Raw genomic sequence first — 20,856 nt, 5'->3', positions numbered from 1 at the left:
GATGGGCGCGATCGCATTGCACGCGCGGGCCTCGCAGGACTACGAGGACAAGCTCGCCGCCACGCAGAAGCTGCTGATCCAGGCGGCCTCCAGCTTCGCGCCGCTGAAGCAGGCCTCGAGCCTCGGCGCCGAAGACGTGGTCATCACGCACCTGATCAACAGCCTGGAGCTGGACATCCCCGTGTTCGTGCTGGAGACCGGCGCGCTGCACCAGGAAACGCTGGACCTGCTGGACCGCACGCGGTCCGGCTCGCGGGCGCCGGTGGAGGTCTATCGGCCGGTGCAGGAGTCGGTCATCCAGTTCGTAGGCCGCGAGGGCAAGGACGCGATGTACCGCAGCATCGAGCTGCGCAAGGCCTGCTGCGGCATCCGCAAGATGGAGCCGCTCGAGCGCGCCCTCGCCGGCCAGAAGGCCTGGATCACGGGGCTGCGCCGCGAACAGTCGAACGCACGCGCCGAGGTGCCGCAGGTCGACACCTCCGAGGCGCGCGCCAAGATCAATCCCCTGGCGAACTGGAGCTGGGGCGACGTCTGGCACTACATCCAGGCCAACGACGTCGACTACAACCCGCTGCACGACCAGTTCTTCCCCAGCATCGGCTGCGCGCCGTGCACGCGCGCGATCAGCCTGGGCGAGGACTTCCGCGCAGGGCGCTGGTGGTGGGAGCAGGAAGCCGCAAAGGAATGCGGCCTGCACGTGAAGAACGAAGAAAAGGCTGCCGCATGAACGCCCGCACCGAACCGCAACTGCTGTCCCGCATCAGCAACCGCCACCTCGACGCGCTCGAGGAAGAAGCGATCTTCGTCCTGCGCGAAGTGGCCGGGGCCTTCGAACGGCCGACGCTGCTGTTCTCCGGCGGCAAGGACTCGCTGGTGCTGCTGAAGTGCGCCGAGAAGGCCTTCGGCGCCGGACGCATTCCCTACCCGCTGCTGATGATCGACACGGGCCACAACTTTCCCGAGGTGACGCAGTTCCGTGACCTGCGGGCGAAGCAGCTGGGCGCCGAGCTGATCGTGCGCAGTGTCGAGGACTCCATGAAGCGCGGCACCGTGCGCCTGGCGCGGCCGGACGAGAGCCGCAATGCGCACCAGTCCGTCACGCTGCTGGAGGCGATCGAGGAGTTCCGCTTCGACGCGCTGATCGGCGGCGCACGCCGCGACGAGGAGAAGGCGCGCGCCAAGGAGCGCATCTTTTCGCACCGCGACAGCTTCGGCCAGTGGCAGCCCAAGGCGCAACGCCCGGAGCTGTGGACGCTGTTCAACACGCGGCTCGCGCCCGGTGAGCACTTCCGCGTGTTCCCGATCTCGAACTGGACCGAGCTGGACGTCTGGCAGTACATCGAGCGCGAAGAGATCGCCCTGCCCTCGCTGTATTACGCGCACCAGCGCCCGGTGGTGGAACGCCGCGGCCTGCTGGTCCCGGTGACCGAACTGACGCCGCCGCGCGAGGGCGAACAGGTGGTGAACCGCACGGTGCGCTTCCGCACCGTCGGCGACATCACCTGCACCTGCCCGGTGGCGAGCCCCGCTTCCAATGCGAGCGAAGTGGTGGCCGAGACCCTGCTGGTGGACGTGAGCGAGCGCGGCGCTACGCGCATGGACGACAAGACATCGGATGCTTCCATGGAGAAGCGCAAGAAGGACGGATATTTCTGATGGATGCCGGCAACATCACGAACGCCGCGATCGGCGGCCGCACGGGCGGCGAGCCGGCTGGTTCGCCCCACGGTGACCACGCAGCGGCGCTGCGCTTCATCACCTGCGGGTCGGTCGACGACGGCAAGAGCACCCTGATCGGCCGCCTGCTGGTGGACAGCCGCGCCGTCCTGCAGGACCAGCTCGCCTCCGTCTCGCGCTCGGGCGCGACCGACCTGGCGCTGCTGACCGACGGACTGTCCGCCGAGCGCGAGCAAGGCATCACCATCGACGTCGCGTACCGCTATTTCACGACGCCGGCGCGCAAGTTCATCATCGGCGACGCACCGGGCCACGAGCAGTACACGCGCAACATGGTGACCGCCGCGTCCAGCGCGGACGCCGCCGTGGTGCTGGTCGACGCCACCAAGCTGAAGTGGCAGAACCCCGGCCTCGAACTGCTGCCGCAGACGCGCCGCCACACGCTGCTGGCCAACCTGCTGCGCGTGCCCGCGATCGTGTTCGCGGTGAACAAGCTCGACGCCGTGGAGGACGCCACCGTCGCCTTCGCCAACATCCGCGGTGCCCTGGAGCAGTTCACGCGGGCCGCCGGCGTGCAAGCGCGCGGCATCGTCCCCGTTTCGGCGCTGGAAGGCTGGAACGTCGTGGACGCCCGTGCCGGCTGGTGCGGCTACAGCGGCCCCTCGCTGCTGTCTCTGCTGGAGCAACTGGACGTCACGCCGGCGGAAACCGACGAGGCCTTCTCCTTCCCCGTGCAATGGGTGGAGAAGTTCTCTTCGTCCTCCGACACCTCCCAGGGCCGCCGCGTGTTCTGGGGCCGCGTCGCCACGGGACTCGTGCAGCCGGGCCAGCAGGTCACCATCCTGCCCGGCGGGCAGGTCGCGAAGGTGGTCCAGGTCCTCGATCACGCGCGCCAGCCGACGAGCGTCCCGGCGCGCCACAGCGCCGGGATCGTCCTGGACCGCGAAGTCGATATATCGCGCGGCGACTGGTTGCTGGCGCCGGGCGCCTTCGCGCCGTCCCGGAACGTGTCGGCCACGGTCGCCTGGCTCGACGACGAGCCGCTGGTGGCCGGCCGCGTGTACTGGGCTCTGCACGGGCACCGCTGGGTCAAGGCGAAGGTGCAGCGCATCGTGCACAAGCTGGACGTGAACACGCTGGCCGAACAGGATGCCGACCACCTGGAGCCCAACGCGATCGGGCACGTGGAACTCGCGCTGCAGGAGTCCCTGGCGACCCTGCCTCATGCGCGGTCGCGCGCGCTGGGTGCGCTGGTGCTGGTGGACACGGCCACGCACAAGACCTCGGGGGCGGTGCTGGTTCGTTGACCTGGAGCAAAGACCCGCGACCTGAGGGCCTCACGGGGATAGGTGCATCCAAAACCAAATAAAATAGTCGGTTTTCCCCCAGCCCCGCACAGCAATGACCCACGTCGTCACCGAACAATGTATCCGCTGCAAGTACACCGACTGCGTCGACGTGTGCCCGGTGGACTGCTTCCGCGAGGGCCCGAACATGCTCGTGATCGACCCGGACGAGTGCATCGACTGCGCGGTATGCATCCCCGAATGCCCGGTCAACGCGATCTACGCGGAAGAGGACGTGCCCGCGAACCAGGTCGCCTTCATCAAGCTGAACGTGGAGCTGTCGCACGCGTCCGGCTGGAAGAGCATCACCAAGCGCAAGCCGGCCCTGCCGGACGCCGAGGAATGGAAGGACAAGCCGGACAAGCTGTCCGAGCTGGTGAAGTAACGCGCTCCCGCCCCGGCGCTCTCGCGCGGCAAGGGGAAGCGCTCAAGCAAGTATTCGCATGGAACCACAACTGAACGAAGAAGTGATGAAGACCGCCGCCGCCCATGACGGCCCGATCGAGACCGACGCGGTCATCGTCGGTGCGGGTCCCGTGGGCCTGTTCCAGGTCTTCGAGCTGGGACTGCTGGAGATCAAGGCGCACGTCATCGACTCGCTTGCTTATCCCGGCGGCCAGCCGATCGAGCTGTATCCGGACAAGCCGATCTACGACATCCCGGCCGTCCCGGTCTGCACGGGCAAGGAGCTCACGGACGCCCTGCTGAAGCAGATCGAGCCCTTCGGTGCGACCTTCCACCTGGGCCAGACCGTGTCCGTGGTGCAGAAGCAGGACGACGGGCGCTTCTTCGTCGAGACCTCCAAGGGCACGCGCTTCCTCACCAAGACCATCTTCATCGCCGCCGGCGTCGGGGCCTTCGAGCCGCGCACTCTGAAGGTGGAAGGCCTGGACAAGTTCGAAGGCTCGCAGCTCTTCTACCGCGTGAAGAACCCGGCGGACTTCGCGGGCAAGAACCTGCTGGTCGTCGGTGGCGGCGACTCCGCGCTGGACTGGTCGCTGAACTTCTGCGGCGGCAACGCGGACGGCAACCCGCACAAGGCGGAAAGCGTGATCCTGCTGCATCGTCGCGACGGCTTCCGCGCCGCGCCCGCCTCGGTGGCGCGCATGCACGAGCTGTGCGAGCAGATGGAGATGCAGTTCGTGGTTGGCCAGGTGACCGGCTACGAGGAGAAGGACGGCAAGCTCACGGGTGCGAAGGTCACCGGCTCCGACGGCGTGACGCGCGTCGTGCCGACCGACACAGTGCTGGTGTTCTTCGGCCTGTCTCCGAAGCTGGGACCGATCGCCGACTGGGGCCTGGACATCGAGCGCAAGCAGCTGAAGGTGGACACCGAGAAGTTCTCGACCAACGTGCCGGGCATCTTCGCGGTGGGCGACATCAACACCTACCCGGGCAAGAAGAAGCTCATCCTCTCCGGCTTCCACGAGTGCGCGCTGGCGGCCTTCGGCGCTGCCCCCATCATCTTCCCCGAGAAGGGCAAGATCCACCTGCAGTACACCACCACCAGCCCGAAACTGCACAAGGTGCTGGGCGTGGAGACGCCGGTCTTCGACTGACGATTTCCTGAAGCGCGGCAGCGCGGCCGTCGAGCCGAAAAAGCCAAGCTATAATCGCAGGCTTGTTCCCCGATAGCTCAGTCGGTAGAGCGCCGGACTGTTAATCCGTAGGTCCCTGGTTCGAGCCCAGGTCGGGGAGCCACCAACAACCGAAGCCTGAAAAGGACTTGGTCGATGAACTCGACTAAGTCCTTTTCTTTTGCCCTGGCACTTCTTGGGGCCATGTAGCCACCATGTAGTCACCACCCCAGGCTCTCCGGACAGCGCGGAGCGGCTCAGCGGGGTAGACAAGGCGGCGTCACCTCTGGCGAGCGCGCCACGAAGGAAGCTGCCGAGCCACTGCGCTGGCGCGACAGCAGCCTTCCAGGCGTACAGAAAGGCCCGCGAAGCCAGCGCGTCTTTGAGGCGGATGGCCGCCCTGTGGCGTACGCACACTCGGGGTGCCAAACTTCCTTGGCTCCGGCCGCCGGCGGAGGAAAATGGCCCACCACGGAGGAGGGAGGGCATGGACGTGTGGCGACCCGACACAGAAGTGGGCCCCTCGCATCGAGGGCGGCTCACGATCACTGCCGATGCGGCCGGGTTCCTGAGGGTCTCCTGCCCAGCGACAGCCGACCTGCGCTGGCTGCTTGCCGCCATCGACGAACTGCATCACATGACGGTGCGCCGGCCCGGCATCCGCTTGCTGGCGGATCTGTCCGCTGTCATCGCGCCGCCAGGAATGACCGAGCAGTTGCTGGTAGGCGAGCATGCTGCGCGCCGTCTCGGTCACCTCACCAAGGTGGCATCGCTGGTCGCCAGTGGCACCAGGTCGGGCTTGTCGGAAGGCGTCGCCAGGAAGTTGCGCCTCAGCCTGCGGGTGTTCACCATCGAAGCCGAAGCGATCCGGTGGCTGCGGGACGAATGAGCCGCACGGAAGGATCGTGCCGGTGCGGGTGCACCTGCCTGGCAGGCGCGGGCTTCTCGGGAGGTGCCGTGCTCTGTCATCGCCGGCTGCTTCATGGGTTGTATGTGACGGTCATGGTCAGGGAGCCGGAATAGCTCCCGGCCTGCAATGAGCCCTGGCCGGCGGGGACCTTGCCGAAGACGGTGTGGCTGCTCGTGCTGTCGCCGCCCGGGATGGTTCCGCTGATCACCGCGCCAGTGAAACCATCACCCCACACCATGCTGTAGGCGCCATCGAGGTACACGTTGAACGCCATACCCGGTCCGCCCGCGTCATGCGTGAGATAGCGCGGAATGATGCTGTTGCCCTGCGAGCTGGGACCCAGGGTGATGGTATAGCTGCCGCCGCTGGAAATCGCGGTGCACACGACTGAAACGGTCGCGTCCGCCGTGCGATCGGCGGATGCGAGCTTGCCGGCAAATGTCAGCGGTTCGTACGGGCCAAAAGCCATCGAGGTGGCGCTGACGCTGCAGGCGCCTGCGGTGCTGGCCGTTGCAACGAGCAGCGCGTGCAAGGCGACTGCGGTGACTCGGATTGCTCGAAACATGCGTTTTCCTTTCACTGCGCTGCCGCGTCGCACACGAGCGGCCCCAGCGTGACTGGCTCGCCATTGGCGCTTCGCGGCACGTGCAGATCGAGCGTGCAACCGCCGCCCGGCCAGCTCACATGGACACGCTGCTGATCGGCGGCGATGTCTGTGAGCCACACTTCGCCGCGCAAACCCGCCTCGAACTCAGCGTTGGCCGGAAGCAACTTCACACGGGTGCCAACCGGCACGGGCTGGCCGTCCCGCCGGTGCAGCACAAGCAGCGCCTGCCGGGTGCGATGAATGTCGAAATGGACCAGCGCGCCGCTGCGCGCATACGGGACCACCTCTTGCCTCACGTCCTGGACCTCGGCGTCCAGTGGCAGGTCTGCCGGGTCGACTTCGATCGCGTTGCTGTTCCATGGAACGAGCCCAGGCACGAAGGCGAGCCCCCGTTCGTCGGTGGTCGCTACCACCTGGTTGCTGCGCTTGATCGGAACTCGCGGCATCCCGTCGAGCCGGACTACAGCGAAACTGCCCTGCCCCACCGGCCGCGAGGCGAAGGGCACACCCGCCATCATTCCCAAGGTGCCGCGCACGCTGGCACGGGTGCTCACCCGTGCGTTTGCATCGGCCACCACGTCCGCTGTCACATCGCCGTGGTTGGTGTTGTATTGCAGGCCGCCGCGCGCGCGCTGGCGTGCATCGGTCGACGACTCCACGTTCCATCCCACACCGGGTCCCGCAGGGGCATTCCGCACGGCGAGTACGCTAGCCGTGGTTTGTCCGTCTTCCTGGCGCTCCACGCGCGCGCCGGCGTAACGGTCGGTGCCGAGTGGCACGCTCAGATTGATGCTGCCGCTCCAGGCGTGGCTGTCGTCCAGCCTGCGAGCGGCCGCAATCGTGACCGTGCCCACTTGTCCCACGGGGACGTTCAGCGACAGGCCCAGGGAAGTGGTGCGCTCGCCGTCCCATTGCACCCGGCGCACATAGCTCACGCCCCCGTTGAGCGGCCCCCACAGGCGCCCACCGAGCGTGGCGAGCAGCTGTTCGCGCGTGCGGCTCGCGGGCGCAGTTGGGTCGCGCGATTCGCCAAACGGAGCGAAGCCGCGCGTCGCGTATTCGTACTGGATGGCTCCGCCGCCCAGGGGCGTGCTGCGCTCGAATCCGAACTGCACCAGAGCGCCCTGCTCCGCGCTTGCCTGGATGTGGTCGCGGGAAGCCGCGGTCGCGAGCCGAGCCACTCCCCAGGTTCCGGGCAGACCGGCGACTTCAAGGCCTCCGGCCTGGCGATCTCCCTGCAGTTCCAGCCTGCCTTCGCCCGTCAGCCGCGGCGTCAGGCCGCGCCGCAGCGTCCCGGCCCCGAACGCCTGGCCATACCGGCTGTCCACTCCATAGCCTGTGCGCATCCGGCCTGCTTCGAGAGAGAAATCGCTCAGGCCTGGAGCCAACAGGCGCGGTGAGGCGTAGTAGCTCTGCCGGATCACGGTCTGGCGTCCCAGCAGATCGGTCACGACCAGGTTGAGCTCGCCGGCTCCGTTGATCACCGGTACGTTGGTCAGGTCGAAGGGGCCTGGGCGCACGGACTGGCTGAGTCTGCGCGAGTCGTTGACCAACAGATCCACGGTGGACGGAAGCGCCGCCTGGCCCGACACCGACGGCAGCGGCATGGTCACGAAGCCCGGACGCAGGCCGAAGTCGCGGCCCCAGCGCAATCCGCCGTACCGCACGGGCCGGCTCCATCCGCCTGCGACGCCGACGGTGTCTCCGAGCACCAGGGTCTGCATCGATCCGGGCATGTCGTACTGCCAGTAGCTGTCCAGACGCGTCAACCTGCGTTGCTGGCCGTCGTCGCTGGCCAGAGCGGACGTGACGGCGCTGCCGAAAGGGCCGAAGCCGACCGCCTCGAGCGTGGCGCCTGCGGTCGACGGAGCACGTGCGGGACGCGTAGCAGTGACGTCGTAATTGAGCAGCGCACCCACCGGTGGCCGTGGCGGCGCGGCGGCCAGTGCCTGCGTCGTGTCCATGGTGGACGCCATGAAGGCACTGGCCGGCGCCTCCACATCGATGCTCATTCGCTGCTTGTCCACCCGGTAATGCAGCCCCGGCACCGCGTCCAGCACGAACGCGGGCGTCCCGTCCGACATGGACACCGGTGCACCAGGCGCCACGAGCCGCGTAGCCTGCCAGTTGTCGCTGGCCACCAGCACGCGGCCATCAGGCAACTGCTCCGCATGGGCAATGTCCGCCTGGCGCAGCCCGTTGACCGTCAGGTCCACCAGGAGGTGCTCGGACTGCGTTCCGCCGGCCGCAGGTGTGCTGGACTGCGGCAGAAGGTTCGCGGCGGACTGTGGCGCAGGCGCGCCAGGCTGCGTCGATGGGAATACGGAGCCCGGTGTGGCCTGGGGATTTGGATTCGTCGGCGCGGGCACGGTCAACGCCGGAGCGGGCTCGAGGTCCAACACCCAGGTAGTGCCGATGCGACGTAACTTCGGATACACCGGCTCGCGTACCAGCACCTCCAGCCGGTCGCTCGTTCCCACGGTGCGCAGCGCGATCGATTGCAACGGCCCGGAGGGCGCGTGCGGCAGTGCCGGCATCGGCGCGCTCAGGTGCAGCGAACTGTCGGACCAGATCAGCGCGAGCCGGTACGGGCCCGGTCCAGCCGTGCCGCTCCAGGCCAGGACAGGTTCCTGGCTCGCGGCAACGTCGATGCGAAGCTGCACCGTGCCGCCGGACTCCTGCACCAGTTTGACGGTCACCGGCGTGGCCGCGGCAGCACAGGCAGCCGCCGTGATCGCAATCGTCGCGACCAGCACGCCGTGTGGTCGCAGGCAGCGGGGCAAGAACGGGCGGGCCCTGGTCAAGGTTCGAAAGGGTCCAGACGCGCCGCCGCCAAAGCCAGCGCTGATTCAAGGAGCGGCGTAAGTGAGGAATGACGGCACGACGGGTCAACCGCCAGCCGGATCTGCTCGCAGCACCTGGCCTGTGGCTGTTCGCACTTCGACCCCTCGCACCGGGCCCATAGCGGTCGCGGGCACAACCCACTCGCGCTCGGCACCCGCCAACACAGCGTCGGCTTCCTTCAGGTTGAGGGCCTGCTGCCAGCCGTCCCCGCTGACGGTCACGGACTGCACTTTCACCCGACGGTTACCCGCGTTCGCGATACGCACGCACACCCCCTTGGAGGCGCGTGGTGCCGCGTCCGCCGGGCAGTCGCGCCAGCGCAGCGCACTGACGATCGTCCCGCGAGGAGCCACCATGACCGGAAGGTCATAGGCCATGCGGAAGTTGATGGCGGCGCCGCCGCCCACGTCCATCGACGACGGCTGCGCGATGTCTTCGAGCACCAGGCGATAAGCCCGCTCGGTTTCCGCGGGCAAGGAGCCGCGCAGCGCAAGCCGCAGCACCTGCTGCTGCCCGGGCTTGAGTTCGGCAATGCGCGGCGTGACGATCAGCTCCTCGCTTGGTTTCGTCACAGGCGCACCGTGCAGATCCTGACGCCATTGCAGCAACTGCGCCTGCAAGCGCATGGGCTTGATGGCCTGGTCGCTGAGGGTGATCCGGACCGTGGCGATCTTCTGCTTCGGTCCGAACTCCACGAGCACGGGGCTGATGAGCGCCTGAGCCGGTGCCGCGGCTGCACCGCACAAGGCAAACACGAGCACTGCGCACCGCGCGAACCACGAAGTGCGCCCCCTGCACCCGGCACTCAGCGATGGCATGCACTTCATGGTTCCCTCGCCGCTTTTCTTAGATGCCGTAGGTGCTGGTGATCGTGATCGTGTCGCTGTACGCCTGCTTCGCCTTGCCGGACTTCTCGCTCGAGGCAACGGAGCCCTTGATGGCCAGACTCTTGGTGGAGCCGTCAGCGCTGAAGCCCGTGAACGAAGCCGGTGTGTCGTAGGCGATCGCGGTGCCCCCGGATTCGGCCAGCGTGTACACGATGTAGGTGGTGCCGTCGGCGCCCACCAGGCGGAAGTCGGATCCGCTCGTGTTGGCAGACGAGAATTTCAGTTTCGGAGTGGTGGTTCCGGAGGTGCAGATGGCATCGAACGTGCCGCCGGAGACGGAATTGCTTGCGGCACTGGAGGGAGCGCCGTTGTTCAGCATGGTCAGCTGGCCGAAATCGAGCGTCGCGGTGTTGCCGACCGAGCACTCGTCGGCGATGGAGGCCGTCACTCCCATCGTGCCGGAGCCGCTGTCGGTGGCGAAGGCGCTCAGCGACAGCAGGGCGGCGGCGAACGCGGCGGCGAACTTGTTGAACTTGGTCTTCATGCTTGTCCTCGTACTGGATTCAATTGGGTTAAGTGGGCACCGTTTCTGGCGAACACGCGCACACCATTCGGGTGCCGCAAAGGAGTGGGCCATCGGAGGCCCACGGCGCGACTAGTGGTTTCTTTACGTCATGTGGCCGAAATGCGTAGCAGAAGCATTTCCGCAAATGGAACTGACACTGGAGGGCTGGCGGCTGGTTGCAATTTGGACCGGTGAGTCGCGTTGGATCAAGGCGCGCGACACCGAAACGGCGCGTGTGCATTGCGAAAGGACGCTCATGCCGCCCTCGAAGGACAAAGGCCTGATAAAGCCGTGACAGGGCGCGGCGCGTTGGCGCGCCCGCTATCCGCGCATGGGCAGCGTCGGGCTGAAATCCGGGGCGGCGACGAGCTGGCCATGGGCCGTCGGCATGAACGCGTCGTCGCCTGATTTCAGCAGCTTCTTCTGGGTGTCCGCCGACTGAAGAGAGCCCGCGTGGCGCGCCGCCGTGATACTGACGCTCGTTTCGCCAGGAACCGGAAGTCTCGGCCAGACCGTTCGGTCTCGCGGCTCGAAGCGCCACGACACCCCGGTGATCCAGGAGGGCGACAGGGGATCCAGGCGGTTCAGCCTGCCCTTCACCGCCGATTCCAGTGCCACCACATAGGCCAACAGGCTCGGCTGCCAGTCCCGGAACACCAGTTGGATGTGCATGCCGCGGTGTCTTGTGGACGTGAAGCCAGGCAGAGCGTCCAAGGTAATGCAGCCGTCGACGAGGCCATGCTTCTTCAGCGTATCCCGCAGGGCCATGGCAATCAACTCACGCCTGGTGCGATCACGCGTGGCCGCCTGCAGACTCGACACGCCGCGTTCGGCATCATCACGATCATCATCCTTCTCCTTCCTGCCAAGGAGACGCGCAATCAGTCCCATGCTCTTCTCTCTCTCTCTCTCAGATTCCTGCCTGGCGCGTGGCAAGCGTTGTGCGGGCGCATGGCGCCTCTTATGTGAACCCTGGGGATGTCGCAAAGCGGCGGCGATGCGGTGCACGCCGCCGGCATAAGGGCTCAATTGGACCGCTGAACGGATGCCCGGAACTAAGTCAAAGGAAAGCGGGCGGATAGGTCGCGCGCCTTAATGCCGTGGTTCTACTTCAGTGAACTGCTTGTCGATGCGCTCCTCCTGTATGGAGGTCGGGGACGCGGCGTCATGCCGCAAGCGAGCGCAGGTGATCAACGCTACAGGACGGCGCCCCTGCGGTCGCTCCACTGCACTTGAGCTCGCGCACAGCGCGTTACGCCTCCCGCTCACGCGCCATTGATCCCGTGCGAACGCTCTGCTATGTTGATTTGAAGCGAGCGTCTTTCACGGAAGTTGCTGCAAGAGCCAAGGAGCGCCACATGCCGACCAACCTGCCTCGCCTGATCTCCACCTCCAACTCCAGCGACCGCGTCGAGGTGCAGGACACCCGGTTCACCACCGACGTCGTCGGTCGGTATGTGTGCAGCACATGGGACGAGGCCACCAACAATGGCGGCGTAGCATTCGATGCCGTCGTTATCGGTGCCGGGATGTTCGGTGCTTACTGCGCGGAGAAGCTGTACCGGAACGCGAACCAGCGTGTGCTGGTGCTGGATGCCGGCCCGCTGCTCGTGACCGAGCATGTGCAGAACCTGTCGCGCATCGGCCTGAATGCGGCCGGTGCGGTCCCCGTGTCCTCCAATGCCGACGACCCCGGCACGCGCGAACGCGTGTGGGGCATGCCCTGGCGCAGCAAGGTGGCATTCCCCGGCCTCGCGTATTGCCTCGGCGGCCGCTCGCTTTTCTGGGGTGGCTGGTCGCCGCGCCTCACGCCGACGGACCTCCAGCAGTGGCCGCAGGAGATCCGTGATCAGCTGCAGAATCCCGCAGGCGTGGCTTGCGATCCGAATCCCGTCCCGGGAGCACAGCCCAGCGACGAGTATTGCCGCACGGAGCGCGAGACCGGCGTGGTTCCCTCGGGCGATTACATCTCCCAGGAACTCGAGGCGAAGCTGCGCGCCAGGATGGAAGCGGTGCGCGGCGCAGTGCCGACCCTCGATGCGATCGAGGATGCGCCTCTCGCCGTGCAGGCGGCGCCGCCCGCGTCCGGTCTGTTCAGTTTCGACAAGTGGAGCAGCGCGCCGATTTTCGTGGACGCGGTGCGCGAGGACGCAGGTCGCGCAATGGCAGTGGGCGGGCCGGATTCCAATTGGCAGCGACGACTGTTCTTCGTGCCGCGCGTGCACGTGGCGCGCCTGCTAATGACCGGGTCCGCCGTGACCGGCATAGAAGCCTGGGAAGGTGACCAGCAGCGCTTCCTCGCCATCCCGCCGCAATGCGCCGTGGTGCTTGCCACCGGCACCATCGAAGCGACACGCCTGGCACTCGCATCTTTCCCCACCCCTCTAATGGGACGCAACCTGATGGCCCACTTGCGCACGAACACCACGGTGCGCATCCACCGATCGGCGCTGGGGCTCGCGCTCACCGATCCCCTGCAGGCCGCAGCGCTGCTCGTGCGCGGCTCCACGCCGGATGGCCGCTATCACCTGCAGGTCACGGCGGCCGCGGTGCGCGGCGGCTCGGAAGATACGATGTGGCAGGCCGTCCCGGACATCGACCTGCTCGATCGCATGCTGCAAGGCCAGCGCGAAGACTGGATCGTGATCACGCTGCGCGGTATCGGCGAGATGCAGGGGGATCGCGATCCGACCAAGCCGAAGGTGACGGGAGCCCCGCCCAGCTGGGTGGATCTGAGCGATCAGGCGGAGCCGCTGCCCCCATTCAGCCCGATGCCGGCGGAGCAGTTGCAGCGCGCCTGGGTGAACCTGGTTGCGGGCAACGCCGAGAAACGCCTCTGGCAGGCCATGGACGACGCGGCGCTGGCTCTCGCGCACAAGCTCGCCAACGACGATCCCTCGTTGATCCAGGTCCTCGGACAACAGCGCGATGGCCTGGGCACCACCCACCACGAAGCAGGCACGCTGTGGATGGGGACTGATCCCGCAAAGTCGGTGACGGACCTCGATGGCAAGTTCCATCACGTGAGCAACACTTATGTCGCCGGACCCGCGCTGTTCCCGACTCTCGGGTCCGCCAATCCATCGCTCACTGCGTTGACTCTGGCGCGGCGCACCGCGCGCGCGATCCAGCGCAAGTCGCTCGTCCCCGAGACAGATTTCGTGGCGCTTGGAACCGGCGGCCTGGTCGGCTGGCAGCAAGTTGGCACGGGACGCTTCATCGAGCTCGGAGGCAACATCATCGAGGTCGATGGCGGCCCGGGGATCCTCTGGTATTCACGCCAGCAGTTCGAGGACTTCGTGCTGCGCGTGGACTTCCGCCTCTCTTCACCGACCGACAACTCCGGCGTCTTCCTCCGTTTTCCGGATCCCGCGGGCAACCCCGACATTCCGGTTCAGCAAGGCTACGAAGTACAGATCGACAACACGGGTTTCAACCCGCAGACCAACTCGCAGGGCGACCCCTACCATCGCACCGGCGCCATCTACGGGCTGGCCCCTGCTTCCGGTTCGTTGCCGAGCATCCAGCAATGGCACACCTACGAGATCGAGGCGATCGGTGCTCGCATCACCGTCCGCCTGGATGGCCAGCAGGTCAGCCAGCTGGTGAACGCCAGCCGGTCGCCGCGGGGCTTCATCGGCCTGCAGGCTCACCACGGCGGCTCGAAGGTGCAGTTCGCCCGGATTCGCGTGAAGGACCTCAAGCCCGCCACGATCCAGCCGCTCAAGGTGCAACCGAGCGCCGGCGCGAAGATCCCCGTGCAGGCCATCCCGGGAGACGCAACGCAGCCGGTGCCTCCGATAACACCGACGCCTTCTGGAGGCTCGCCGATCCGGACCAGGCGCCCTTAGACATCGGCCGAATGAGAGGACAAGGCGCAGTCAGCTGCGCCTTTCGGGGAGCAGCCATGCCTTCCCTGCGCCATCTTCATCACGCCGCGTACTTCGCAACCGCCGCGTCGTCGAATTCAACGCCGGTCCCGACAGTGTCATCGGCCACCCGGGCTTGCCCGTCTTTCAGTTCCAACGGCCGAAGCAAGATCGGGTTCCACCAGTCCGCGTATTCCAGCCAGGCGGCTGTAGGCGTGGCCATGAGCAACTGCGCGCTGATCTCGGGCCACAGGTGATTCGACACCGGCACTCCGAGCGCCTGGCTCATCGACGCCACGCGCATCCACCCAGTCACGCCGCCCACTTTCATGACGTCGGGCATGCAATGGTCCCGAACACCCGACTCGAAGGCATGCCGGAAATCGAGCGGCCCCCACCAGTTCTCGCCGGCCTGCAGCGGCGTGTCGAGTGTGGACGCTAGCGATGCCAGCGCGGCATAGTCGTGCGCGAGCACCGGCTCCTCGATCCATTCGAGCCCCTCGGCGTCGAGCGCTCGGAGCCGCCGGGCCGCCTCGGTGGGGGTGAGGCTCTGGTTGTAATCGACCATCACTGCCACACCCGGCCCCACCGCGGCCTTGATCGCGCGCACCACTGCGAGGTCCTCCTGGAGCGTCGCATAGCCGATCTTGGCCTTGACGCCCCGAAGCCCTGCTCTCGCCCACGCCTCTGCCGCACGCGCAGATCCGTCGACCCCGTCGTATCCCACGCCGCCGTACGCAGGGATGGGCCTCGGAGCCCCGCCAAGCAGCGCGACTAGCGGCAGTGCGTGCGCCCGCGCAAAGGCGTCCCACAAGGCCATGTCGATCCCTGCGAGCGCCATGCCGACGAGCCCTTGCGTGCCAAGCAGCCTGAAGCGCGCTGCCAGCGAATCCGTCTGTGCGCCCGGGGCCAACTCCTGGCCGATCACCAGCGACTCCAGGTTCTTGATCAAGTCCGCCGTTGGTTTCAGCGCCGCGCTGGTGTAGGTGAACGTCATGCTGTGGCCCTTGACGCCGGCGTCCGTCCCAAGCGTAAGCAGCACGAGGGGTGACACCGTGATCACACCCGATGCGGTACGGTGCGGGGCCATCTCGACATTGACGCAGCGGACTTCGAACGAGGTAATTTTCATACGATCCTATGTGGCGAGGCCGTCGGCAAGAGGAATGACTTGTCGGTCACCTTCCAGCGGAGGACAGTTGCTCTGGAAATGCCCGGTATTCTGAATGGTCGCTGGCTTGTTTTCGGGGTGCTGACAGCATGGTTTCCGGACGCGCTGACGTGCGTGCCGGTCAAGGCATCATCCGCAGCCCGCCAGCCCCCAGGCAGGCGGCGCCCGCCAGGTGAGCCACGCCGCGTCCGCGCGCCAGCGTGCCTGCGCCAGCGAAGGAACCGCCAGCACCAGCAGGTGCCCCCCGGCGCGGACATCCAGCAGCCGCAGGTCCGGGCCGGCCAGCAGACGGCCCAGCGCCCGGCCATCGGTGCCGCGCGGCAGGACCCACACGATCCCCGGCCCCGTATCGCGAGCTCGCAGCGCATCGCCTGCGAACGCGCCGGCGCCGAGCGTGGCCAACAGCACGAGCACGGCGACGAGGTGCTTCAGCATCTCACAGCGCCAGCAGCCGCGCGAACGGCTGGGACGCGCGCTCGCGGATCGGCAGGTTCACCAGCGCCGCGAACAGCGACAGCCCGATGCAGCACCACCACACCAGCTCGTACGAACCCGTGCGCTCGTACATCCAGCCGCCGAGGTACACGCCCAGGAAGGACCCGACCTGGTGGCTGAAGAAGACCACGCCGAACAGCATGGCCATGTAGCGGGTGCCGAAGAACAATGCGACGAGCCCCGACGTGAGCGGCACCGTCGACAGCCATAGCAGCCCCATGCTCGCGCCGAACAGCAGCACCGTGCCGCCCGACAGCGGCAGCGTGATCAGCAGCAGGATGGACAGGCCGCGCGCCAGGTACAGGCCGGCGAGCAGGTTCTTGCGGCTGGCGTGGCCGCCCCAGACGCCGGCGCCGTACGCGCCCACCACGTTGAACAGCCCTACCATGGCGATGCCCCAGGACGCCACGTTGCCGCCCAGCCCGTGATCGGCTAGCCACGCCGGAAAGTGCACCGTGATGAAAGCCAGCTGGAAGCCGCAAACGAAGAACCCCAGGACCAGCAGCACGTAGCTCGGATGCCGCAGCGCGGTGCGCAAGACCGCCAGCGCGCTGTCGCTGCCGCCACCCTGCTCCGCGGCAGCGCGGTCGCCGCGCACCAGCGCACCTGCGACGAGCACGACCAGCATCGCCGCGACGAGCAGCCACGCCCCGGTGCGCCAGCCGGCCGATGCGATCGCCGCCTGCGCCAGCGGCACCATCACGAACTGGCCGAGCGACCCCGCCGCGGTGCCGATGCCCAGCGCCCAGGAGCGGTGCTCCGCCGGCATGGCGCGGCCCAGTGCCGCCAGGACCGTGATGTACGAGGCGCCGCCCATGCCGAGGCCGGCCAGCACCCCGGCGCCCAGCGTCACCTGCCATGCGCTCGTGGCCAAGGCCATCACGAGCAGGCCCAGCGCATAGAGCAGCGCGCCGCCCAGGATCACGCGCCGCGCGCCATGCCGGTCCGCCACCCATCCGGCGACCGGCTGCGCCACGCCCCAGGCCAGGTTCTGCAGTGCGATGGCGATGGCGTAGACCTCGCGCGAGAGGTGCAGTTCGCGCGTGAGCGGATCGGTGAACAGCCCGAAGGCCGAGCGCACGCCGAAGGACAGCAGGGACACGAGGCTGGCTGCGGCCAGCGTGGCGAGCAGCGCGGGCGCGATGCGGGATGAGGGGCGCACTTGCAGGACTCCAGGAACGACCTGCCCCCAAGGTAGCAGCGCGCGCGCCCCGCTGGCCTGACATCTGGTCCACGCTCGCATTCCGGCCGCTCCATCGACGGCATTCCGCCGCGCAGGCGCGGGATGTTCAGGCGGCCTGCGCCTCGCGCAGGATCCAGTCCGCGAGTTGCTGCACCTCCGGCCGCGGCGCCGCGTCAGCGCGCAGCAGCCAGCAGCCGTAGCCGCTGTCCGGTCCCGGAATGGCGTCGCGCTGCAGCAGCGCCAGACGCGCATCGGCCAGCATCGGGCCGATCAACTCCAGCCGCCCGAGCGCCAGGCCCTGCCCGGCGACGCAGGCCTGGATCATCTGCTCGTACTGGTTGAAGCGCAGCACGCCGCGGGCGTGCGTGACGGCCAGCCCGCGCGCGGACAGCCAGTCGCCCCATTGCAGCCACGGGCGGCGGGCATCGTCGAACTCCAGCAGCACGTGCCGGCGCAGCACCTGCCCGGTGAGCGGGCCGCGGATACGCAGCGTGGGACTGGCGACCGGCGCCACGGTGTCGCCGAACAGCCTCACGGCGTCCCGCGGCGCCTGCCGCTCCGTGCAGTAGCGGATCGCGAGGTCGATGTCGTTGGCCGCGAGATCCACGATGGCATTGCTGGCGGCCACGCGCACGTCCACCTGCGGGTGGCGCTGCTGGAACTGGCCGAGCCGCGGCAGCAGCCACAAGCCGGCGACGCCGGTGCTGGTGGTGACCGTCACCGGCCGCTTGCCCGCCGCGGTGAGCTGCGCGAACACGTCCTGCAACTGCTGCAACGAGGCGTTGGCGCTGCGGAACAGCCGCAGCCCCTCCTGCGTGAACGACACGCTGCGATGGCCGCGCTCCAGCAGGCGCATGCCGAGCGCCTCTTCGAGCGCGCGCACCTGCTTGCTGATGGCCGACTGCGTGACGCACAGGTCATCGGCCGCCTGCGTGATGCTCATGCGACGGCCGACGGCCACGAAACCCTTCACCAGGTCCAGCGAAGGCATCCTCACCAGGGGAACAGACATCCTTGCACCTCATGCGGGAAGACGGCCGATTATTCCAGCGCTTCGCCGGTCTCGCATGCCGTCCCGGAATGTGGCAGGGCGCAGAGTTCCGGGCACCATCCGCCTGCTGCCGGCACAATGACGGGCAGGAGGTCCGCATGAGCGAGTTCCCCAGGATGCGTCGCGCCGACAAGCAAGTCACGCGCGAGCGCAGCTTCGAGATGCTGCGTGCCGGCTGGTGCGGTCGGCTGGCCACCGTGGCGCCCGACGGCGAGCCCTATGTGTGCCCGCTGCTGTTCGTGTGGCGCGCGGGCGAGATCTGGTTCCACACATCGGCGGCGACCGGCCACCTGCGGCGCAACCTCGCGCAGAACGATCGTGCCTGCTTCGAGATCGACGAGCCCGGTGAAGTCTTCGCTTACGGGAGATTCGCCTGCGACACGGGCATCGCCTACCGCAGCGTGATCGCATTCGGGCGCGTGCGCGTCATCGACGGCGAGGCCGACAAGTCCGCCTTCTTCGACACCTTCATGCAGCGCTACCACCCGGTCGACGCCGGCCGGCCGCGCGGGTTCTATCCCCGGCTGGGTGAGGTGACGGTGTTTGCAATGGCACTGGACCGCATCACCGGGAAGGAAACCGTGTTGCCCGCCCTGCCCGAGCGCTGGCCAGCGAGCGACAACACACGCACGCCACGCGCCGAACCACCGACCGGCTGACGGTGCGGACGATCAGCGCATCGCCCACCCGTGCCAGAGCGCCCAGCCCGCCGTGAGGTTGCATGCGTGTGGCAGTCCCACTGCGCCAACCCCTTGGCGCGCGCGTGCGCGGGTCTCATCCGAACCGACGTTCTAGCCACGACACTCCGAAGGAGACGAGGTCCTGCGCGTCGAACAGCCAGCAGTTCGCACGCCCAACGCGTCCACGGCGCCCGCGCTCCTCGAGAACGTAGTCAGTTGCAATGGCGGCAATGTCATCGAAGCCGTTGTCGACGAACTGATCCAGCAATCCGTTGGTGTCGAACTCCTCGGCCTGTCGCCAGCAGCGCTCACCGTCGATCAGGAGCGGCACCTCATAGCGCACCCGCCGCTTGCCCGGAATGCGCGCGATCGCTTGGGCGAGGTGCAGGACCGTCAAGGAGCCAGGCGGTGCGCCCAGCATCAGCACGCGCCCTGGCGCCGCAACGATGCGACCCAAGGGCGACCCCGGTGCGTATCCGTCCAGCAGGCTGTGATCGGCTGTGAGTTCTGCGGCGCGGCAGCCGATCGCCGCGATGTTTGCCGTGGGATGCGCGCTGCGGTGCACCGCCGGATGACGGCAGACGAATTGGTTGAAGTAACCGAAGCCCTCGTGTGGGGCCGCCGCGGATGGGTCGAACAAGGGCCACCGTGCCCGCTCCCGGGCGGAGAGCGTGCGCCCGTCGAGCGTGGCATCGTAGCTGGAATGTTTCCATGACACGTAAGCCGCCAGCGTGCCATGCGCCCCCAGCACTTCGAGCAGCGCATCCAGCAAGGTCTGCGGACCGCCTGCGATCGCGCCAATTGCGCGCAACGAGGTGTGCACCATCACGAGGTCGCCCGCGTGCAGGCCGATGTCATGAAGCTGGGTTACCAGTTGACCTCGATCCAACGGATTGAAAAGCATGATTCTTGTCTGCGTCGGACCAAAGCGTGGGCTGGTCCAGTCTCTCCTCTCCAATGACGAACGAGGGCGGGCTGAATCGACACGCGCCCCATGAATTTGCAGCTACCCGAGGCCGCCCGTGGAAAACCGACGGGGGAGGACGACGATGTGAACAGCCGCGGCTTGCCGCAATCAATCCACCTTTGCGCCCGACTCCTTCACGATCTTGCCCCACTTGATCGACTCGGACCGCATGAAACTGGCGAACTGGTCCGGACTGCCACCCGCGATCTGGATGCCCAGGCTTTGCAGCTTTTCCTGCACGTCGTGCATTTGCAGCACCTTGTGCGTCTCGGTGCTCAGCCGCGCGAGCACGTCCTTGGGCGTGCCGGCCGGCGCGAAGAGGCCGAACCATTGGAGCGCCTCGAATCCAGGCAGGCCCGAAGCGGCCACGGTGGGCAGGTTCGGCGCGACCGGGGAAGGCTTGGCGTCCGTGACCGCCAGCGCGTGGAGCTTGCCGCTCTGCACGTACGGCAGGAAAGCGACCGCCGTGCCGAACGCCACCTGCACGCGGTTGGCGACGAGGTCGATCGTCATTGGAGAATCGCCCTTGTAGGGGACGTGCTGAAGGTCCACGCCCGCCATCGACTTGAAGTATTCGCCGGTCAGGTGCGAGATGCTGCCGTTGCCGGTCGAACCGAACATCATCTGGCCCGGCTTGCTCTTCGCCAGCGCGATGAACTCGGCAACGTTCTTCGCAGGGACGGACGGATGGACCACCATCAGGATCGTCGCCGTCCCGATCATCGAGATCGGCGCGAAATCCCGCACCGGGTCGTACGGGAGCTTGGAGTACAGGCTGCCGGCGATCGCATGCGTGCTGCTCGTGCCCATGAGGATCGTGTATCCATCCGGAGGGGACTTGGCGACGAGGTCCGAGCCGGTGGTGCCGCCCGCACCGCCTCGGTTGTCGATCACGACCGGTTGCCCCAGACCCTGCGACAGCTTTTCGCCCATCAATCGTCCGACGATGTCCGTGGACCCGCCGGCCGGGAACGGGATGACGAGACGGATCGGCTTGGAGGGCCACGCCTGCGCGAAGGCCCCGCCGGAAAGCCCGAGGGCCAATGCCGCGAGCGCGCCGCGGCGCGAGAGGGAAGGAAGCATGCGA

At 67.5% G+C, this 20,856-nt stretch carries 20 protein-coding genes and 1 tRNA gene; 10 read left to right on the top strand and 11 right to left on the bottom strand.

All coding sequences use genetic code 11. The features are described from left to right. Nucleotide 1 precedes the first annotated feature (1 nt). From JJB11_RS11005 to JJB11_RS10975, 7 genes are all read left to right on the top strand, one after another. Entirely contained in the window at nt 2–727 is a 726-nt protein-coding gene (locus tag JJB11_RS11005; RefSeq protein WP_201170406.1) for a phosphoadenylyl-sulfate reductase, read from the top strand. Then, the gene (gene cysD, locus JJB11_RS11000; RefSeq protein ID WP_201170404.1) at nt 724–1,656 is read left to right on the top strand and encodes a sulfate adenylyltransferase subunit CysD; all 933 of its coding nucleotides are present in this window, start codon (nt 724–726) and stop codon (nt 1,654–1,656) included. Before JJB11_RS11005 ends, cysD begins: the two co-directional genes overlap by 4 nt. Continuing rightward, on the top strand, nt 1,656–2,984 hold the full coding sequence (locus JJB11_RS10995) for a sulfate adenylyltransferase subunit 1 (protein WP_201170401.1): 1,329 nt from the start codon (nt 1,656–1,658) through the stop codon (nt 2,982–2,984). The genes cysD and JJB11_RS10995 overlap by 1 nt, the downstream gene beginning before the upstream one ends. Nucleotides 2,985–3,078: 94 nt before the next feature. Further along, nucleotides 3,079–3,408, top strand: coding sequence for a ferredoxin FdxA (gene fdxA, locus JJB11_RS10990; protein ID WP_201170390.1), 330 nt, complete (start codon nt 3,079–3,081; stop codon nt 3,406–3,408). A gap of 58 nt (nt 3,409–3,466) precedes the next feature. Next, entirely contained in the window at nt 3,467–4,582 is a 1,116-nt protein-coding gene (locus JJB11_RS10985) for an NAD(P)/FAD-dependent oxidoreductase (protein WP_201170387.1), read from the top strand. Nucleotides 4,583–4,648: 66 nt separating this feature from the next. Continuing rightward, nucleotides 4,649–4,724 (top strand) — tRNA-Asn (locus tag JJB11_RS10980). Between the two features lie 363 nt (nt 4,725–5,087). Then, complete coding sequence (locus JJB11_RS10975; protein WP_201170384.1) at nt 5,088–5,489, top strand: hypothetical protein; 402 nt, start codon at nt 5,088–5,090, stop codon at nt 5,487–5,489. A 91-nt stretch (nt 5,490–5,580) separates the two neighbouring features. Here JJB11_RS10975 and JJB11_RS10970 read toward each other — a convergent pair whose 3' ends face one another. From JJB11_RS10970 to JJB11_RS10955, 4 genes are all read right to left on the bottom strand, one after another. Next, complete coding sequence (locus JJB11_RS10970) at nt 5,581–6,075, bottom strand: Csu type fimbrial protein (protein ID WP_201170382.1); 495 nt, start codon at nt 6,073–6,075, stop codon at nt 5,581–5,583. Between the two features lie 11 nt (nt 6,076–6,086). Next, nucleotides 6,087–8,873, bottom strand: coding sequence for a fimbria/pilus outer membrane usher protein (locus JJB11_RS10965; protein ID WP_201170379.1), 2,787 nt, complete (start codon nt 8,871–8,873; stop codon nt 6,087–6,089). 132 nt (nt 8,874–9,005) lie between these two features. Beyond that, a complete protein-coding gene (locus tag JJB11_RS10960; protein WP_201170368.1) occupies nt 9,006–9,662 on the bottom strand; it encodes a fimbria/pilus periplasmic chaperone in 657 nt (218 codons plus the stop codon). Nucleotides 9,663–9,807: 145 nt separating this feature from the next. Next, nucleotides 9,808–10,332: a spore coat protein U domain-containing protein gene (locus tag JJB11_RS10955; RefSeq protein WP_201170365.1), complete on the bottom strand. Its 525-nt coding sequence runs from the start codon at nt 10,330–10,332 to the stop codon at nt 9,808–9,810. 166 nt (nt 10,333–10,498) lie between these two features. On the opposite strand from JJB11_RS10955, the gene JJB11_RS10950 reads away from it, so the two are divergent. Further along, the gene (locus JJB11_RS10950) at nt 10,499–10,648 is read left to right on the top strand and encodes a hypothetical protein (protein ID WP_201170352.1); all 150 of its coding nucleotides are present in this window, start codon (nt 10,499–10,501) and stop codon (nt 10,646–10,648) included. A 26-nt stretch (nt 10,649–10,674) separates the two neighbouring features. Here the strand turns inward: JJB11_RS10950 and JJB11_RS10945 are convergent, their stop codons facing one another. Continuing rightward, complete coding sequence (locus JJB11_RS10945; protein ID WP_201170350.1) at nt 10,675–11,244, bottom strand: hypothetical protein; 570 nt, start codon at nt 11,242–11,244, stop codon at nt 10,675–10,677. Nucleotides 11,245–11,711: 467 nt separating this feature from the next. Here JJB11_RS10945 and JJB11_RS10940 point away from each other — a divergent pair, with 467 nt between their 5' ends. Then, the gene (locus tag JJB11_RS10940; RefSeq protein WP_201170347.1) at nt 11,712–14,204 is read left to right on the top strand and encodes a 3-keto-alpha-glucoside-1,2-lyase-like domain-containing protein; all 2,493 of its coding nucleotides are present in this window, start codon (nt 11,712–11,714) and stop codon (nt 14,202–14,204) included. Between the two features lie 79 nt (nt 14,205–14,283). Here the strand turns inward: JJB11_RS10940 and JJB11_RS10935 are convergent, their stop codons facing one another. The 4 genes from JJB11_RS10935 to JJB11_RS10920 form a co-directional block, all read right to left on the bottom strand. Further along, nucleotides 14,284–15,354, bottom strand: a complete 1,071-nt coding sequence (locus JJB11_RS10935) for an enolase C-terminal domain-like protein (RefSeq protein WP_201170338.1) — start codon at nt 15,352–15,354, stop codon at nt 14,284–14,286. A 168-nt stretch (nt 15,355–15,522) separates the two neighbouring features. Further along, on the bottom strand, nt 15,523–15,828 hold the full coding sequence (locus tag JJB11_RS10930) for a hypothetical protein (RefSeq protein WP_201170336.1): 306 nt from the start codon (nt 15,826–15,828) through the stop codon (nt 15,523–15,525). A gap of 1 nt (nt 15,829) precedes the next feature. Further along, nucleotides 15,830–17,050 (bottom strand): MFS transporter, encoded by a 1,221-nt coding sequence (locus JJB11_RS10925; RefSeq protein ID WP_201170325.1) that lies wholly within the window; start codon nt 17,048–17,050, stop codon nt 15,830–15,832. A gap of 127 nt (nt 17,051–17,177) precedes the next feature. After that, the gene (locus tag JJB11_RS10920; RefSeq protein WP_201170323.1) at nt 17,178–18,083 is read right to left on the bottom strand and encodes a LysR substrate-binding domain-containing protein; all 906 of its coding nucleotides are present in this window, start codon (nt 18,081–18,083) and stop codon (nt 17,178–17,180) included. 137 nt (nt 18,084–18,220) lie between these two features. Here JJB11_RS10920 and JJB11_RS10915 point away from each other — a divergent pair, with 137 nt between their 5' ends. Continuing rightward, nucleotides 18,221–18,781 (top strand): pyridoxamine 5'-phosphate oxidase family protein, encoded by a 561-nt coding sequence (locus JJB11_RS10915; RefSeq protein ID WP_201170321.1) that lies wholly within the window; start codon nt 18,221–18,223, stop codon nt 18,779–18,781. Nucleotides 18,782–18,896: 115 nt separating this feature from the next. Here the strand turns inward: JJB11_RS10915 and aac(3) are convergent, their stop codons facing one another. Then, a complete protein-coding gene (gene aac(3) / locus JJB11_RS10910) occupies nt 18,897–19,706 on the bottom strand; it encodes an aminoglycoside 3-N-acetyltransferase (protein WP_201170319.1) in 810 nt (269 codons plus the stop codon). A gap of 171 nt (nt 19,707–19,877) precedes the next feature. After that, the gene (locus tag JJB11_RS10905; RefSeq protein WP_201170318.1) at nt 19,878–20,852 is read right to left on the bottom strand and encodes a Bug family tripartite tricarboxylate transporter substrate binding protein; all 975 of its coding nucleotides are present in this window, start codon (nt 20,850–20,852) and stop codon (nt 19,878–19,880) included. Nucleotides 20,853–20,856: the final 4 nt, after the last annotated feature.

Source organism: Ramlibacter ginsenosidimutans, from assembly GCF_016654015.1.
GTDB lineage: Bacteria > Pseudomonadota > Gammaproteobacteria > Burkholderiales > Burkholderiaceae_C > Ramlibacter > Ramlibacter ginsenosidimutans.
This window is presented reverse-complemented; position numbering and strand designations above follow the sequence as displayed.